Genomic DNA, 14747 nt, shown 5'->3' on the forward strand with positions numbered 1-14747 from the left:
CGGGCACGCTCGGCGGCTGCGGCGGCGGCGCTCGCACGGCGGGTCGCTGCATCCTCGATCGCGGCTGCCTGCTGCGGTGTAGGAGCCGGAGCGGCATCCAGCGCTGCAAGCGCAGGGGCATTCAGGGCCGAGGGATCAACCAGTTGGTTGAAATCCTGGAACAGCAGCACACGCACATAATCAATGGCTGCGCGCTCACTGAACAGTTTGACGCGCCACGAGCCATCGACACCCTTGGCCACAATGCCGACCGGAAGACCGCGCGGGATACCGCCACCATCACCCGAGGTGATCACGCGGTCACCTTCCTGCACCATGTTGATACCGCGCACATAGTCCAGACGGGGGTTGCGGCTGGCATCGCCCGTCAGAATGGCGCGGGCATCGGTGCGTTCGACCATGACCGGAATACGCGAGGCCACATCGGTCAGCAGGACCATGCGGCTGACAGGGCCGCTGACACCGCTGATACGGCCCACAAGCCCGTGCTCGCTCAGCACAGGATTGCCCGGACGCACACCGTCGCCCTGACCGATGTTCACAAGACGGGCGCGGGCGAACGGACCACGCGTGTCCGTGATCGCGCGTCCCGTAACCATCGGGATCGGCGGGTCAGTGTGAATGCCCAGCATCTGTTCGTAGCGGGCGTTGATATTCTTGAGCGCGATGGCCTCGTCTCGCCAGTCGCGCAGTTCCAGCAGTTCGGCACGCAGGCGGCGGTTTTCCGAAACCGCGAAGAAATAGCCGCGCACATATTCAAACGCATTGCCGGTCCAGCGGACGGGCGCCGACAAAGCCTCTCCGACCGGCGCAGCCGCCGTCTCGACGCCTGCGCGCATATAGGACATCCGGGTGGGCGCGGCCTGACGCTGACCTCCGGCCAGCATGAAAATCGCGGCAATAATGCCCACGACAACAACCACCGCGGCGGCCCACGCCAGCGGTAGCTTGATGTTCTCGAATGGTCCGTCGCGAAACGCCACGGCCAACCTTCCTGCTAAGGGTTCAGAATCGGCGCAAGCGCCGGGAGGGGGAGATAGAGTAAAGGCCGATTCTCACGAAATCGGCCTCTACACCAGTGGATTGTCGAACCTTAGAGGGTCGAATCCAGAATACCCTTCATCCACGACGGATGTTCCAGCACCTTGCCGCAGCCGATGGCGACGCACGACAGCGGGTCATCGGCCACCTGCACCGGCAGACCGGTGTGATCGCGGATCTCGGCATCCAGACCGCGCAGCAGCGCACCGCCGCCGGTCAGCATGATGCCCTTGTCGGCGATGTCGGCAGCCAGTTCCGGCGGCGTGGCTTCCAGAGCGACCTTCACGGCCTCAACGATCTGCGAGACGGGTTCAGCCAGCGCCTCGGCGGCCTGACGCTCGCTCATCTTCACTTCGCGCGGCACGCCCTGCATCAGGTCGCGGCCCTTGACCTCGATCGACAGGCCTTCGCCGTCGGCAGGCGTACGGGCGGTGCCGATGTCCTTCTTGATGCGCTCTGCGGTCGTTTCACCGATCAGCAGGTTGTGGTTGCGGCGCATGTAGGCGATCAGCGCGTCGTCCATCATGTCACCGCCCACACGGACCGAGCGCGAATAGACGATACCCGACAGCGACAGCACGGCCACTTCGGTCGTACCGCCACCGATATCGACAACCATCGAGCCGGTCGGCTCGTGGATCGGCAGTCCGGCACCGATGGCGGCGGCCATCGGCTCGTCGATCAGGCCGACGCGGCGCGCCGAGGCGTTCAGGCACGAGTCGTTGATGGCACGGCGTTCAACAGCCGTAGCGCCCGACGGCACGCACACGATCATCTTCGGATTCACGAAACCCTTGCGGTTGTGAACCTTGCGGATGAAGTGCTTGATCATTTCCTCGGCGACTTCGAAGTCGGCGATAACACCATCGCGCATCGGGCGGATGGCTTCCATGTGGCCCGGAGTACGGCCCAGCATCTGTTTGGCCTCGAGGCCAACGGCGTGAACAATCTTGCGACCGCCAACGTTGCGCAGGGCAACCACGGACGGTTCGTTCAGAACGATCCCTTTGCCTCGCATGTAGATGAGGGTGTTAGCCGTACCCAGATCCATCGCGATGTCGTTGGAGATCATGCCGAAGAGGGGTGAGAACATGCGTCGGTTACCGCTATGTATGTTTTGGGCCTGTTAGGGCACTGAAAGATTTCGTCTGCAACGGCAACGCCCCCGCCCCCACACCACAAGAGTGTGCTGGCCCATCTGATCGTCCTTGCCAAGCCGACTGAGTTTTCGGTTTGCCCTTATGATGCGATGAATGCAAGCGCCTATGCGCCCTCATCAACCGCTTGTGCAGGCAGAGCCATAAATCTGGCAGGAAGATGGTGATTTCAAAACCCTTTCCGACAATCGCGCAGGAATAAACATGGCCTCAATCCTGCGGAAGACGAAGGCGGCTTTGAATCCAGCGTTTGGTCACCAGCATGATCAGCAGCCAAACAAGCGCGATACCGGCCAGAATCGCCGACGACCAAATCCCGTCCCCCTTTACCGCCGTAACGAACGAGCCCCCGAAAAAGGCGATCACCGCTGTCTTGGGCAGACTGCCAAGGGCGCAGCCCGCCAGATAACCCCAAAAATTGGCACGGACCGCACCGAATGCCGCATTCACCACGACAAAGGGGGCCGAGGGCACATTGCGGATGACGAAACTGGCCGCAAACGCATTCTGGCCGATAAAAGCCCGGACGCGCTCGAACCCTGTATTACCGAAACGGTCCAGCCACCGCGCGGCAGGCCCGCGCCCAAGCCAGTATGTGACCCCTGCCGAGACGATGGTCGCCACCCAGCTATAGGCAAAGCCATGCCAGGGGCCGAAAACCAGGACGCAAATGCCGATCAGAAGAAACTGCGGTGCGCCAGCCAGCGCCGCGGCCGTGAAGAGAATCGACGCGACAACCGCGCCCCAAGGCCCCGCCCGGTAGCCCGCCAGCCATCGCGCAACGTCATCCTGGCTCTCGACGAAATGCTGCTTTCCCACGGCAAACAGCACGGTGGTGCCGAGCAGAACCATCAACCCCGCCACAATAGCGGGCCAACGCCGCGCAAGGGCCTCAATAAATCGTGCGCCGGAGGTATTCTGCAAAGGTCTCAGTTCTCGTCCCTAGCGTCGGATAACGTCCGGTTTTCCAGCGTCCAGATGTTCATCGATGGGTCCCACGCCTGCTTCCGGGTGTATGCCAGCGTCTTAGCACTGATTTGAATGACGTCTGCGACAAACGACCCGCAGTCGGAAATAGGTCAGCCTGTCCGCCAGATACCCGGCTGGCCAACGTACAACCTGCGCCTTGCTGCCCTTCATGGCGATAATCTGCATCACCGAATTGGTCGTCTGTCGCATAAATCGCTCTCTAAGGAGGGAAAAATGCCGTGTTCGACGCACAAAGATTGTGCAAGCGGGCAGCAATGGGTAACTACCCTCGCCTCCCCGGCGCATTCGTCAATTTGTTCAGACGGGATCACTATGTCCAGCCTACAGTCGTCCGCCCTCGCCCGCGTCAAGCCTTCGGCCACCCTGGCCGTGACCGCCCGTGCGCGCGAACTCAAACGCGAAGGCCGCGACGTGATCGGCCTGGGCGCAGGCGAACCGGACTTCGACACGCCGGACAACATCAAACAGGCCGCCATCGACGCCATTTCGCGCGGTGAGACAAAATACACCGACGCCGACGGCATGCCCGAACTGAAGGCCGCCATCGTGGCCAAATTCGCCCGCGAGAACGGCCTGAAGTACGAAACCAACCAGATCCACGTCGCCCCGGGCGGCAAGCCGGTGATCTACAACGCCTTCCTCGCCACCCTGAACCCCGGTGACGAGGTGATCGTGCCGGCACCGTACTGGGTGTCCTATCCGGACATGGTGCTGCTGGCCGGTGGCGAGCCGGTGACGGTTGTCGGCGAGGAAGCCGACGGTTTCAAGCTGCGTCCCGAGGTGCTGGAATCCGCCATCACCCCCAAGACCCGCTGGATCATCCTGAACAGCCCGTCGAACCCGACCGGTGCCGCCTATACCCGCGCCGAGCTGGAAGCGCTGGCCGACGTGCTGCGCAAGCACCCGCACGTTTGGGTGCTGACCGACGACATGTACGAGCACCTGACCTATGACGGGTTCGAATACACCACCATCGCCCAGGTCGCGCCGGACCTTTACGACCGCACCTTGACCGTCAATGGCGTATCGAAGGCCTATTCGATGACCGGCTGGCGCATCGGTTACGCCGGTGGCCCCAAGCCGCTGATCGACCTGATGCGCAAGGTGGCCAGCCAGACGACGTCGAACCCGACCTCGATCTCGCAGTGGGCCGCCGTCGAGGCCCTGAACGGCACGCAGGATTTCCTCGCGCCCCGCGCCGCCGCCTTCAAACAGCGCCGCGATCTGGTGGTGAAGATGCTGAATGACGCCGAAGGCATCACCTGCGCGACGCCCGAAGGCGCCTTCTACGTCTATCCGTCCTGCGCGGGCCTGATCGGCAAGACCACGCCTTCGGGCGTCGTCATCGAGAACGACGAAGTGTTCACCACCGAACTGCTGAATGCCGAAGGCGTCGCGGTTGTCCAGGGCTCGGCCTTCGGCCTGTCGCCATACTTCCGCATCTCCTATGCGACCTCGGACGCCGTTCTGACCGAAGCCTGCACCCGCATCCAGAAGTTCTGCGCCTCGCTGAAGTAAGCACCAGGCCGCAGGCAGGGATCAAAGGGCACCGGGTCATCCGGTGCCCTTTTTCATAGGCAACCGCCGACAAAAACCCCGCCGACCCTGGTCAGCGGGGCTTTGTCCTGATTAGAACGAAGTCCGTTACGCGCCGCGGCTGACCGCGAAGTCGGCGACATCTTCCAGAGCCTTGCGCCACGGCGTTTCCGGCAGGATCGACAGGGCAGCCTTGGCCTGGTCCGCATATTCATAGGCACGGTCCAGCGTGCCGGTGATAGCCCCGCATTCACGCATCAGCTTCAGCGCGGTTTCGAAATCGCCTTCGACGCGTTCGCCCTTGTCCACGGTGCGGGTCCAGAACTCGCCATGCGTATCCTTGGTGCGTTCGATCGCCAGCAGCAGAGGCAGGGTCACCTTGCCTTCGTTGAAGTCGTCACCGGCGTTCTTGCCCAGCGCTTCCGAAGTCGCGCCATAGTCCAGCGCGTCATCGGCCAGCTGGAAGGCGATACCCAGCGCCATACCGTAATCGCGCATGGCCTTCACTCGCTCTGCCGATACACCGACGCCCAGCGCGCCCGTCTCGGCGGCGGCGGCGAACAGTTCCGCCGTCTTGGCGCGGATGATCTGGAGATAGGTGTTCTCGTCCAGATTGACGTCGTGCGAGCGGGTCAGTTGCAGGACCTCGCCCTCGGCGATCACCGACGACGCCGTGGCCAGAACACCCAGCGCCTTGATGGAATCGGTTTCCACCATCAGCTCGAAGGCGCGCGCGAACAGGAAGTCACCGACCAGCACCGACGATGCCGAGCCCCAGATCAGGTGCGCGGCCACCTTGCCACGGCGCATTTCCGAGCCATCGACGATGTCGTCGTGCAGAAGGGTGGCGGTGTGGATGAACTCTACCGAGGCGGCCAGTTTGCGGGCGGCGGCAATGTCACCCTCGCCGCCCACGGCGCGGGCCGACGCCACCGTCAGCAGCGGACGCAGACGCTTGCCGCCCGCTGAAATCAGGTGCTCGGCCAGAAGGGGAATCACCGGCACATCCGACTGCATGCGGTCGATGATCAGGGCATCGACAGCCGCCATGTCCTCCTTCGCCAGAGCGACAAGGGCGTTCACATCCCCTTTCGAACGGGGGGTGGTGGCGATTGCAGCGTCCACAACAGTCTCTTTCATCACAAAATCATGCCGCGCCGACTTGCCCCGACGCGATGCGGCGCACAATGGTGGCCGCACTATGCAGGGTCAAGCCGAAGACGACATCCAAAACGCCCGCGATACGACGGAAACCCATCTTCTGGGTGGCCGTGTGTCTTTGCGCCAACCGGCCAAGGGCTATCGCGCGGGGATGGACGCCGCATTGCTGGCCGCAACCGTGGCTCCCAAGGCTGGCGAGCGCATCATCGAAGCGGGCTGTGGCGCGGGTGCCGTTCTCATGCAGATCGCCCTGCGCCATCCGCAGGTCAGCGTAACGGGACTGGAACGCGATCCGTTCGCCTATGAGCTGGCCGTGCATAACGCACAGGCCAATGATGTGGTCGACCGCGCCCATATCATCCACGGCGATGTTGCTAACCGCTTCAAGGCGCTGGACCTTCCGACGTTCGACTGGGCCGTCAGCAACCCACCCTATTTCGATGACCCGAACACCATCCGCGCCCCCGCAGAGGAACGGCGCGGTGCATGGATCGCCGATCACGGCCTGAAGGCGTGGACCGAGTTTCTGGTGAAATCCGTGCGCGAGGGCGGAAAAATCGTCATCGTCCACCGCGCCGACCGACTGGCCGACATCCTGTCGCTGCTGGCCCCCAAGGCAGGCTCATTCGCCATCCGCCCCGTCCATTCCTTTGCCGACGAACCGGCCAAGCGCGTGTTGGTCCAAGCCACCAAGACGGGCAAGGCGCCGTTGCGCCTGCTGCCGCCTCTTGTCCTTCATCCTCGCACCGGCCCCAAACACACGCCCGAGGCCGAAGCCATCCTGCGCGGCGAAGCGGACCTGACTTTTTAGCTCGCTATTGCCCTTTACATACGGGCCAAATTCACGACGTTTCCTATATCAGATAAGAGATTTGCAAAATCAGCATCAGAAAGGCTTCTACGCAAATAGAGCGCAAAGTTCCCTAGGCGATCTTTTCCGCCAGCAAATTCGGGTGCAGCCAATTCGTCGGTAAGAAAAATCTGCACGAACTGAGGCTGTTCGTCCTCGACATAGCTAAACTGCGCTTCATTATCACGGCGCAGTTTCAATATCGTCGCTTGAATACTTGTCACGATTGCTCTTTAAGATTAGCTATTTATAATACAAATAATAACACAGATTTATTAGAATTACCAATCGCACGATGGTCTTTCTGGCTCAAAAGCCTAAAGACGAAGTATGTCTATCCGCACCCTCTTCCCTACCCAGATCTACGAAACTTCCGTCGCCGCCGACAAAGGCTGGGCCGAGCTGCATGAGGAGCTGCTCGATCTCTGCCTCGTGATGGGCGAAGAGGACGAGGCGGGCATCAAATGGTGCGAGGACAACCACTATCCGGGCTATACCTCCTATGGCTCGATCAATGACCTGCCCCAGCGTTTCCCCGAGTTTGCCGAGCTGAAGCGCATCCTCGACAGGCACGCGGCGGCCTACGCCAAGGCGCTGAACTTCGATCTGGCGCGCAAGCCCAAGTTGGACAACCTGTGGGTCAACATCCTGATGCCGGGTGGTGGCCACACGGGGCATATTCACCCGCACTCGATCATTTCCGGCACCATCTACATCCACATCCCCGACGGCGCGTCCTCGCTGAAGATGGAAGACCCGCGCCTTGTCATGATGATGAACCGCCCCGGCGTGACCGAGGCCGCGACCGAGGCCGAAAAGCCGTTCGTCTATCTGAAGCCGCAGGTCGGAACGATCCTGATGTGGGAAAGCTGGCTGCGCCACGAAGTCCCCGCCAACCGCGCCACCGAGCAACGCATCTCGATCAGCTTCAACTACAGCTAAAACCGTACTACTTTTTGTGGGATTGTCACGCAAAGCGGTCGGGCGAGATTTGCCCTTTTGGCCCCCAATCGCTACATCCCCCTGCAACTCTCCCAATTCCTCTGAATCAAGGGCGCGACGCACCGAATGGCGCAACAATATATTTTCCAGATGCAGGGCCTGACCAAGGCCTACCCCGGCGGCAAGAAAGTCTTCGAGAACATCTGGCTCAGCTTCTACAACGACGCCAAGATCGGCGTGGTCGGCGTGAACGGCTCGGGTAAGTCCACCCTGCTGAAGATCATGGCTGGCCTCGACACCGAGTTCCAAGGCGAGGCGCGCGCCGCTGACGGCATCAAGCGCGGCTATCTGGAACAGGAACCGAAGCTGGACGACAGCCTGAACGTCCGCGAGAACGTCGAAGCCTGGTGCGAAGAAAAGCAGTGGGTGAACCGTTTCAACCAGATCGCTGCCGAGCTGGGTGAAAACTACACCGACGAACTCATGGAAGAGATGACCGCTCTCCAGGAGAAGATCGACGCCGCCGACGTGTGGGACATCGACAGCCGTATCGAAATGGCTATGGGCGCCCTGCGCTGCCCGCCGGACGACTGGGCCGTGACCAACCTGTCGGGTGGTGAAAAGCGCCGCGTCGCCCTCGCCCGTCTGCTGCTGTCGAAGCCCGACATGCTGCTGATGGACGAACCGACCAACCNNCAACCACCTGGACGCCGAATCCGTCGCTTGGCTGCAGCACCACCTGGAAAACTTCCCGGGCTGCGTCATCCTCGTGACCCACGACCGTTACTTCCTTGACCAAGTGACCAAGTGGACGCTGGAACTGGACCGCGGCAAAGGCCACCCGCACGAGGGTAACTACTCCTCGTGGCTGGAAGCCAAGCAGAAGCGCGTCGTTCAGGAGCAGTCTGAATCCGAAGCCCGCCAGCGCGCTCTTACCCGCGAACTGGAATGGGTCCGCTCGGGTGCCAAGGCCCGTCAGGCCAAGTCGAAAGCCCGTCTGGCTGCCTATGAGCGCATGGTGGAGGAACAGGAGTCGCAACGCGGCGCCCAGACCTACGCCCACATCCAGATCCCGCCGGGCCCGCGCCTCGGCAACGTGGTGCTGGAAGTCAACGGCCTGTCCAAGAAGTTCGGCGACAAGCAGCTCTTCAAGGATCTGACCTTCAAGCTGCCGCCGAACGGTATCGTTGGCGTCATCGGCCCGAACGGCGCCGGTAAGTCGACCCTGTTCAAGCTGATCACCGGTCAGGAAACCCCGGACGAAGGCACCATCCGCGTCGGCGAGACCGTGAAGCTGGCCTATGTCGACCAGTCGCGCGATGACCTGAAGCCGGAAGACACCATCTGGCAGGCCATTTCGGGCGGCACCGACGTGATGATGGTCGGCAAACGCGAGATCAACACCCGCGCCTATGTCGGCTCGTTCAACTTCAAGGGCGGCGACCAACAGAAGAAGGTCGGCCTGCTGTCGGGCGGTGAGCGCAACCGCGTCCACCTGGCCAAGACGCTGGCGACCGGCGGCAACCTGATCCTGCTCGACGAACCGACCAACGACCTGGACATCGAAACCCTGCAGAACCTCGAAGAGGCTCTGGAAGAGTTCGCCGGCTGCGCCGTGGTCATCAGCCACGACCGCTGGTTCCTCGACCGTCTGGCCACCCACATCCTCGCCTTCGAGGGCGACGGTCACGTGGAATGGTTCGAAGGTAACTTCGAAGCCTACGAACAGGACAAGATGCGCCGCCTCGGTGCCGACAGCATCATTCCGAAGCGTATCCAGCACCAGAAGTTCGGCCGCTAAGCCGATCTTCCGCTGAGTTGATCAACGGCCTCGCCCACAACGGGCGGGGCCGTTTTTCTTTGCCGAACATGTGAGCGACCACCCGCTAGGCAACGACGTTATCTGCGATAATCTGACAGGCATGTCCCGTCCTGCACTCATGATCGTTCACCGGATGCTGGCACCGCTCAGCCCGTTTCTTGAAACCCAGTACGACGTTTACCGCCTGTGGGAAGGCCCGCCACCCGAAGCGGCCACGCAGATCGAGGCCTTGGTCATTGCGGGTGAGCCACCGCTGGACAAGGCACTGGTCGAGAAACTGCCCAATCTGTCGCTCATCGCCTGTTTCACCGCCGGTTATGACGGCGTGGACGTGGAATGGTGCAAGGCACGGGGCCTGAAACTGTCCCATGCACCCAACGTCAATCACGAGGATGTCGCCGATCTGGCCATCGGCCTGATGTTGGCCAGCCGACGCCAGATCATCTCGGGTCAGCAGCGCCTGCTCAATGGCGAGTGGGTCGAAGATGCCCGCGTCATCACCGGATCGATACAGAAGGAGCGGATCGGCATTGTGGGCCTCGGCGCGATCGGTCAGGCCATCGCCAGACGGGCCGAAGCCTTTAACATGGACGTCAGCTGGTGGGGTCCGCGCCCCAAGGACGCCCCCTGGCCCCGCGCGGACAGCCTGATCAAGTTGGCGAATGATGCCGATGTGCTGGTCGTGGCCTGTCGTGCCACGCCGGACAACCGGCACATTATCGATGATACCGTGATCCGTGCCGTTGGGGCGCATGGGCTGCTTGTCAATGTCGCACGCGGATCGCTTGTGGACGAAGAGGCCCTTATCGCGGCACTGCGGTCGGGGGCATTGGGATCAGCGGCTCTGGATGTATTCGCCCACGAGCCCACAGACCCCGAGCGCTGGAAAGACGTGCCCAATGTCGTACTGACCCCGCATACAGCCGGGGCAACGACCCACGCCGTTCAGGGCATGATGCTCAACGTCATGCAGAACCTTGCCGCTCATTTTGCAGGCAGTCCGCTTTTGACGCCCATCGAGGACTGATTTTCCAAACAAACCGCGTTATGGGCGGTCACGCTGAATGATACGTGCGTGGATTCGGTGAACACGCAGCGGGCAAGTGCGGCCAAAAGCAGACATTTCGCTTGCATAATCATATAAAGATATCTTTATATGAGGCATGAACCTTAGTGCCGATCAGACCGTAGAGATTCTCCGCGCCGCGGGTGAGCCCACGCGTCTGCGTATTCTTTCACTGCTCGCTGCCGAAGAGTTGTCGGTGATGGAATTGTCGCGCGTTCTGGACCAGAGCCAGCCGCGTGTTTCCCGCCATCTGAAGCTGATGGCCGACGCAGGGCTGATCGAGCGTTTCCCCGACGGCGCGCGTGTCTTCTATCGCCTGTCGCATGACGCGCTGGCCCGCCGCCTGACCGATACCGTTCTGGATATCCTGTCGGATGACGAGGGCGAGGCTGACCATCGCCGCCTCGAAGAAGTCCGCAAGGAACGCGCCGAGGAAGCCGCCCGCTATTTCGAGCAGGTCGCGCCCCAGTGGGACAAGATGCGCTCGCTCTACGTGTGCGAAAGCGACGTCGAGCGCGCCGTGGAACAGGCCGCAGGCCCCGGTCCGTTCGAGCGGGTAGTGGACCTTGGCACCGGCTCGGGCCGCATGTTGACCCTGCTGGGTCGCAAGGCCCGCATGTCCGTGGGTCTGGACCTCAGCCAGAACATGCTGAATATCGCCCGCGCCAATGTATCGGCTGCGGGGCTGGACAAGGTCGAGCTGCGCCACGGCGACATCTTCTCCACGCGCCTGCCGGTCGGCAGCGCCGATCTGGTGATCGTGCATCAGGTCTTGCACTATCTGAACGATCCGGCAGCGGCGATTGCCGAAGCCTCGCGGCTGGTATCGCCCGGTGGAAAGCTGCTGATCGTTGATTTCGCGCCGCATAATTTCGAACACCTGCGTGATGCCCACCAACACCGCCGCCTCGGTTTCGCGGACAGCGAAATCGCACAGTGGCTTGAACTGGGCGGACTGACGCCCAGCGATCCCATCATCCTGCCGCCCGACCGCGAGGGTTTGACCGTCCATATCTGGACCGGCACCCGCCCCGCTGACACCATCCGAAAGAGCGCCTGACATGGCCCCTTCCTCACTCGCCGAAGCCCGCGCCTTGCTGCTGTCGCCGCTGGGTCCTGTTGCCCGCGCCGGAAACAGCAAGACGTCAGTGAACGTCTCGTTTGAGTTCTTTCCGCCCAAGTCGGACGAGGCCGAGGCGAATCTGTGGAAGGCCATCCGCCGACTGGAGCCGCTGAACCCCGCCTTCGTGTCGGTGACCTATGGCGCGGGCGGCTCGACGCGTGAGCGCACACACCGCACGGTCCAGCGCATTATCACCGAAACAAGCTTACGCCCCGCCGCACACCTGACCTGCGTAGAGGCCAGCCGCGCGGAAGTGGACGAGGTGATCGAGGGCTACAAGTCCATCGGCGTGGACCATATCGTGGCCCTGCGCGGCGACCCGCCGGGCGGTAACGGCATCGGCGGCGTCTATCAGCCCCGCGCCGACGGCTATGCCAACGCCACCGAACTGGCCCGGGCCATCAATGCGGTCGGCGGTTTCGACATCACTGTCGGCGCATACCCCGAGAAACACCCCGAAAGCCCGTCGATCCAGCATGATCTGGACGTTCTGAAGGCCAAACAGGATGCCGGTGCCACCCGCGCCGTGACCCAGTTCTTCTTTGATCTGGACGCCTTCCTGCGCTTCCGCGATCAGGTGCGCGCGGCGGGCATCACGCTGAAGCTCATTCCGGGCATCATGCCGGTGTCGAACTTCGCCGGTCTGCAACGCATGACCTCGGCCTGCGGTACCGCCCTGCCCGACTGGTTGGCCGCCCACTTCGACGGCTTGGACAACGACCCAGAGACGCGCAAGCTGATCGCCGCCTCGGTCGCCGCCGAAACCTGTGCCCGCCTTCAGGAAGAAGGCTTCGAGGACTTCCACTTCTACACCCTGAACCGCGCCGATCTGGTCTATGCCATCTGCCGCGTTCTGGGCGTGCGTGAACAAAAGGCTGCTTGAGTTATGGCTCTGACCCGCTCCGAACGTATCGCGGCGCTGCACAAGGCGGCCAAGGAACGCATTCTGGTTCTGGACGGAAGCTGGGGCGTGATGATCCAGCGCGAAAACCTGTCCGAGGAAGACTTCCGCGGCGAGCGGTTCGCCAACCACAGCCACCCGCAGAAGGGCAACAACGACCTTCTGATCCTGACCCGACCCGATATCGTGGCGGGATTGCACGACGTTTATTACAGCGTCGGCGCGGACATCTCCGAGACCAACACCTTCTCTTCAACCACGATCGCGCAGGCCGATTACGGGCTGGAAGATGCGGTCTATGATCTGAACTATGAGGGTGCGCGTATCGGGCGCGAGGTCGCCGACCGCTGGACCGAGAAAGAGCCGCACAAGCCGCGCTTTGTCGCCGGTGCCATCGGCCCGACGAACCGTACCCTGTCGCTCAGCCCCGATGTGAACGATCCGGGCTATCGCGCTGTTTCCTATGATGAAGTCTACAATGCCTACAAGCAGCAGGCGAAGGCCCTGCACGACGGCGGCGTGGACCTGTTCCTGATCGAGACCGTCTTTGACACCCTGAACGCCAAGGCTGCGATCAAGGCCGTGAAGGACCTAGAGGACGAGGGCTATGAGCCCCTGCCCATCTGGATTTCCGGCACCATCACCGACCGTTCGGGCCGCACCCTGTCAGGCCAGACGGCAGAGGCCTTCTGGAACTCGGTACGCCATGCCAAGCCGTTTGCCGTGGGCTTCAATTGCGCGCTGGGTGCCGAGCTGATGCGCCCGCACATAGCCGAGCTGAGCCGCGTCGCCGACACCCTCGTCTCGGCCTACCCCAACGCGGGCCTGCCCAACGCGATGGGCCAGTACGACGAAGAGCCCCACGAAACCGGCCATTTCATCGAAGAATGGGCTAAGTCGGGTCTGGTCAACATCGTCGGCGGCTGCTGCGGCACCACACCGGACCACATCAAACACATCGCCGATGAAGTGGCGGGCGTGTCGCCGCGCGCCATTCCGGAGCGCCCCGTCGCCCTTCGCCTGTCGGGTCTGGAACCGTTCGAACTGATCGCCTGATGTCTGACCTGCTGACGTTGGCCGATGAACTGGACGCCACCACCGACGAGCAGTTCGTCACGGGGGAGCGGACAGGCACCGGCTTCACCTATGCCAAATACGCGCCTGTCTTCCATGCGTGGGAACGGGCGCTGGGTGCCATCGGCCTCGGCGGGCCGTCGGATGTCTATGACCGCATGCTGAAGGGCGAGCGGATACCGAACCCTTCGCTTGAAACCATAGCTTCCGCCGATCAGGCCACCCTGCTCGGCTATGCCACCTATATCGTGCGTTCCGAAAAGTTCAGCGAGGGCCACATCGCCGCTTGCCACCGCAAGGGCTACCTCGCCGCTATCGTCCGCCGCCTTGCCCAACTGGAAAACGCCTGATGCGCCCCACCTTCATCAACGTCGGCGAACGAACCAACGTCACCGGCTCGGCCAAATTCCGCAAGCTGATCGTCGAGGGTGATTACACCGCCGCGCTGGACGTCGCCCGCCAACAGGTCGAGGCCGGTGCCCAGATCATCGACGTGAACATGGACGAAGGCCTTCTGGATGGTCCCAAGGCCATGAAGACCTTCCTGAACCTGATCGCCGCCGAGCCGGACATCGCCCGCGTGCCGATCATGATCGACAGCTCCAAATGGGAGGTGATCGAGGAAGGCCTGAAGTGCGTTCAGGGCAAGCCCATCGTCAACTCGATCTCGATGAAGGAGGGCGAGGACGCCTTCCGCCATCACGCCGTCCAGTGCCTGCGCTATGGTGCCGCCGTCGTCGTCATGGCCTTTGACGAGCAGGGTCAGGCCGACACCGCCGCGCGCAAGATCGAAATCTGCACCCGCGCCTACAACATCCTCGTCAACGAGGTCGGCTTCCCGCCCGAAGACATCATCTTCGACCCCAATATCTTCGCCGTGGCGACGGGGATCGAGGAACACGACAACTATGCCGTGGACTTCATCGAGGCGACCAAGGTCATCAAAGACACCCTGCCCTACGCCCGCGTTTCGGGCGGTGTGTCGAACGTGTCGTTCAGCTTCCGTGGCAATGAGCCGGTGCGCCGCGCCATCCACTCGGTCTTCCTGTACCACGCGATCAATGCGGGCATGGACATGGGCATC

At 62.3% G+C, this 14747-nt stretch carries 14 protein-coding genes and 1 pseudogene; 10 read left to right on the top strand and 5 right to left on the bottom strand.

Features of this window, described 5'->3' with window-relative positions; all coding sequences use genetic code 11:
* From mreC to B3H86_RS02200, 3 genes are all read right to left on the bottom strand, one after another.
* The coding region (mreC, locus tag B3H86_RS02190; protein WP_292050933.1) for a rod shape-determining protein MreC at positions 1 to 983 on the bottom strand (983 nt) is incomplete at its 3' end.
* Positions 984 to 1093: 110 nt separating this feature from the next.
* A complete protein-coding gene (locus B3H86_RS02195; protein WP_242913218.1) occupies positions 1094 to 2134 on the bottom strand; it encodes a rod shape-determining protein in 1041 nt (346 codons plus the stop codon).
* Between the two features lie 274 nt (positions 2135 to 2408).
* Positions 2409 to 3122: a TVP38/TMEM64 family protein gene (locus B3H86_RS02200; RefSeq protein WP_292050934.1), complete on the bottom strand. Its 714-nt coding sequence runs from the start codon at positions 3120 to 3122 to the stop codon at positions 2409 to 2411.
* 378 nt (positions 3123 to 3500) lie between these two features.
* On the opposite strand from B3H86_RS02200, the gene B3H86_RS02205 reads away from it, so the two are divergent.
* On the top strand, positions 3501 to 4706 hold the full coding sequence (locus B3H86_RS02205; protein WP_292050935.1) for a pyridoxal phosphate-dependent aminotransferase: 1206 nt from the start codon (positions 3501 to 3503) through the stop codon (positions 4704 to 4706).
* Positions 4707 to 4832: 126 nt separating this feature from the next.
* On the opposite strand, the gene B3H86_RS02210 is transcribed toward B3H86_RS02205, so the two are convergent.
* Complete coding sequence (locus B3H86_RS02210; protein WP_292050936.1) at positions 4833 to 5864, bottom strand: polyprenyl synthetase family protein; 1032 nt, start codon at positions 5862 to 5864, stop codon at positions 4833 to 4835.
* 61 nt (positions 5865 to 5925) lie between these two features.
* Between B3H86_RS02210 and B3H86_RS02215 the strand changes: the two genes are divergently transcribed.
* Positions 5926 to 6696 carry a tRNA1(Val) (adenine(37)-N6)-methyltransferase gene (locus B3H86_RS02215; RefSeq protein WP_292050937.1) on the top strand — a complete coding sequence of 257 codons (771 nt, stop codon included), beginning with the start codon at positions 5926 to 5928 and terminating at the stop codon, positions 6694 to 6696.
* 14 nt (positions 6697 to 6710) lie between these two features.
* On the opposite strand, the gene B3H86_RS02220 is transcribed toward B3H86_RS02215, so the two are convergent.
* Positions 6711 to 6935 (bottom strand): hypothetical protein, encoded by a 225-nt coding sequence (locus B3H86_RS02220; protein WP_292050938.1) that lies wholly within the window; start codon positions 6933 to 6935, stop codon positions 6711 to 6713.
* A gap of 130 nt (positions 6936 to 7065) precedes the next feature.
* On the opposite strand from B3H86_RS02220, the gene B3H86_RS02225 reads away from it, so the two are divergent.
* The 8 genes and pseudogenes from B3H86_RS02225 to B3H86_RS02260 form a co-directional block, all read left to right on the top strand.
* On the top strand, positions 7066 to 7677 hold the full coding sequence (locus B3H86_RS02225; protein ID WP_292050939.1) for a TIGR02466 family protein: 612 nt from the start codon (positions 7066 to 7068) through the stop codon (positions 7675 to 7677).
* Positions 7678 to 7803: 126 nt separating this feature from the next.
* Positions 7804 to 9478, top strand: a pseudogene (gene ettA, locus B3H86_RS02230) (energy-dependent translational throttle protein EttA).
* Between the two features lie 121 nt (positions 9479 to 9599).
* Entirely contained in the window at positions 9600 to 10526 is a 927-nt protein-coding gene (locus B3H86_RS02235; RefSeq protein ID WP_292050940.1) for a 2-hydroxyacid dehydrogenase, read from the top strand.
* 136 nt (positions 10527 to 10662) lie between these two features.
* Positions 10663 to 11625: an ArsR/SmtB family transcription factor gene (locus B3H86_RS02240; protein WP_292050941.1), complete on the top strand. Its 963-nt coding sequence runs from the start codon at positions 10663 to 10665 to the stop codon at positions 11623 to 11625.
* Between the two features lies 1 nt (position 11626).
* Positions 11627 to 12571: a methylenetetrahydrofolate reductase [NAD(P)H] gene (metF, locus tag B3H86_RS02245; RefSeq protein ID WP_292050942.1), complete on the top strand. Its 945-nt coding sequence runs from the start codon at positions 11627 to 11629 to the stop codon at positions 12569 to 12571.
* A gap of 3 nt (positions 12572 to 12574) precedes the next feature.
* Positions 12575 to 13645, top strand: coding sequence for a homocysteine S-methyltransferase family protein (locus B3H86_RS02250; protein ID WP_292050943.1), 1071 nt, complete (start codon positions 12575 to 12577; stop codon positions 13643 to 13645).
* Positions 13645 to 14013, top strand: a complete 369-nt coding sequence (locus tag B3H86_RS02255; RefSeq protein ID WP_292050944.1) for a DUF6508 domain-containing protein — start codon at positions 13645 to 13647, stop codon at positions 14011 to 14013. The genes B3H86_RS02250 and B3H86_RS02255 overlap by 1 nt, the downstream gene beginning before the upstream one ends.
* The coding region (locus B3H86_RS02260; protein WP_292050946.1) for a dihydropteroate synthase at positions 14013 to 14747 on the top strand (735 nt) is incomplete at its 3' end. The genes B3H86_RS02255 and B3H86_RS02260, both read left to right, overlap by 1 nt.

Origin of the sequence: Brevundimonas sp. UBA5866 (assembly GCF_002432125.1) — a bacterium.
GTDB lineage: Bacteria > Pseudomonadota > Alphaproteobacteria > Caulobacterales > Caulobacteraceae > Brevundimonas.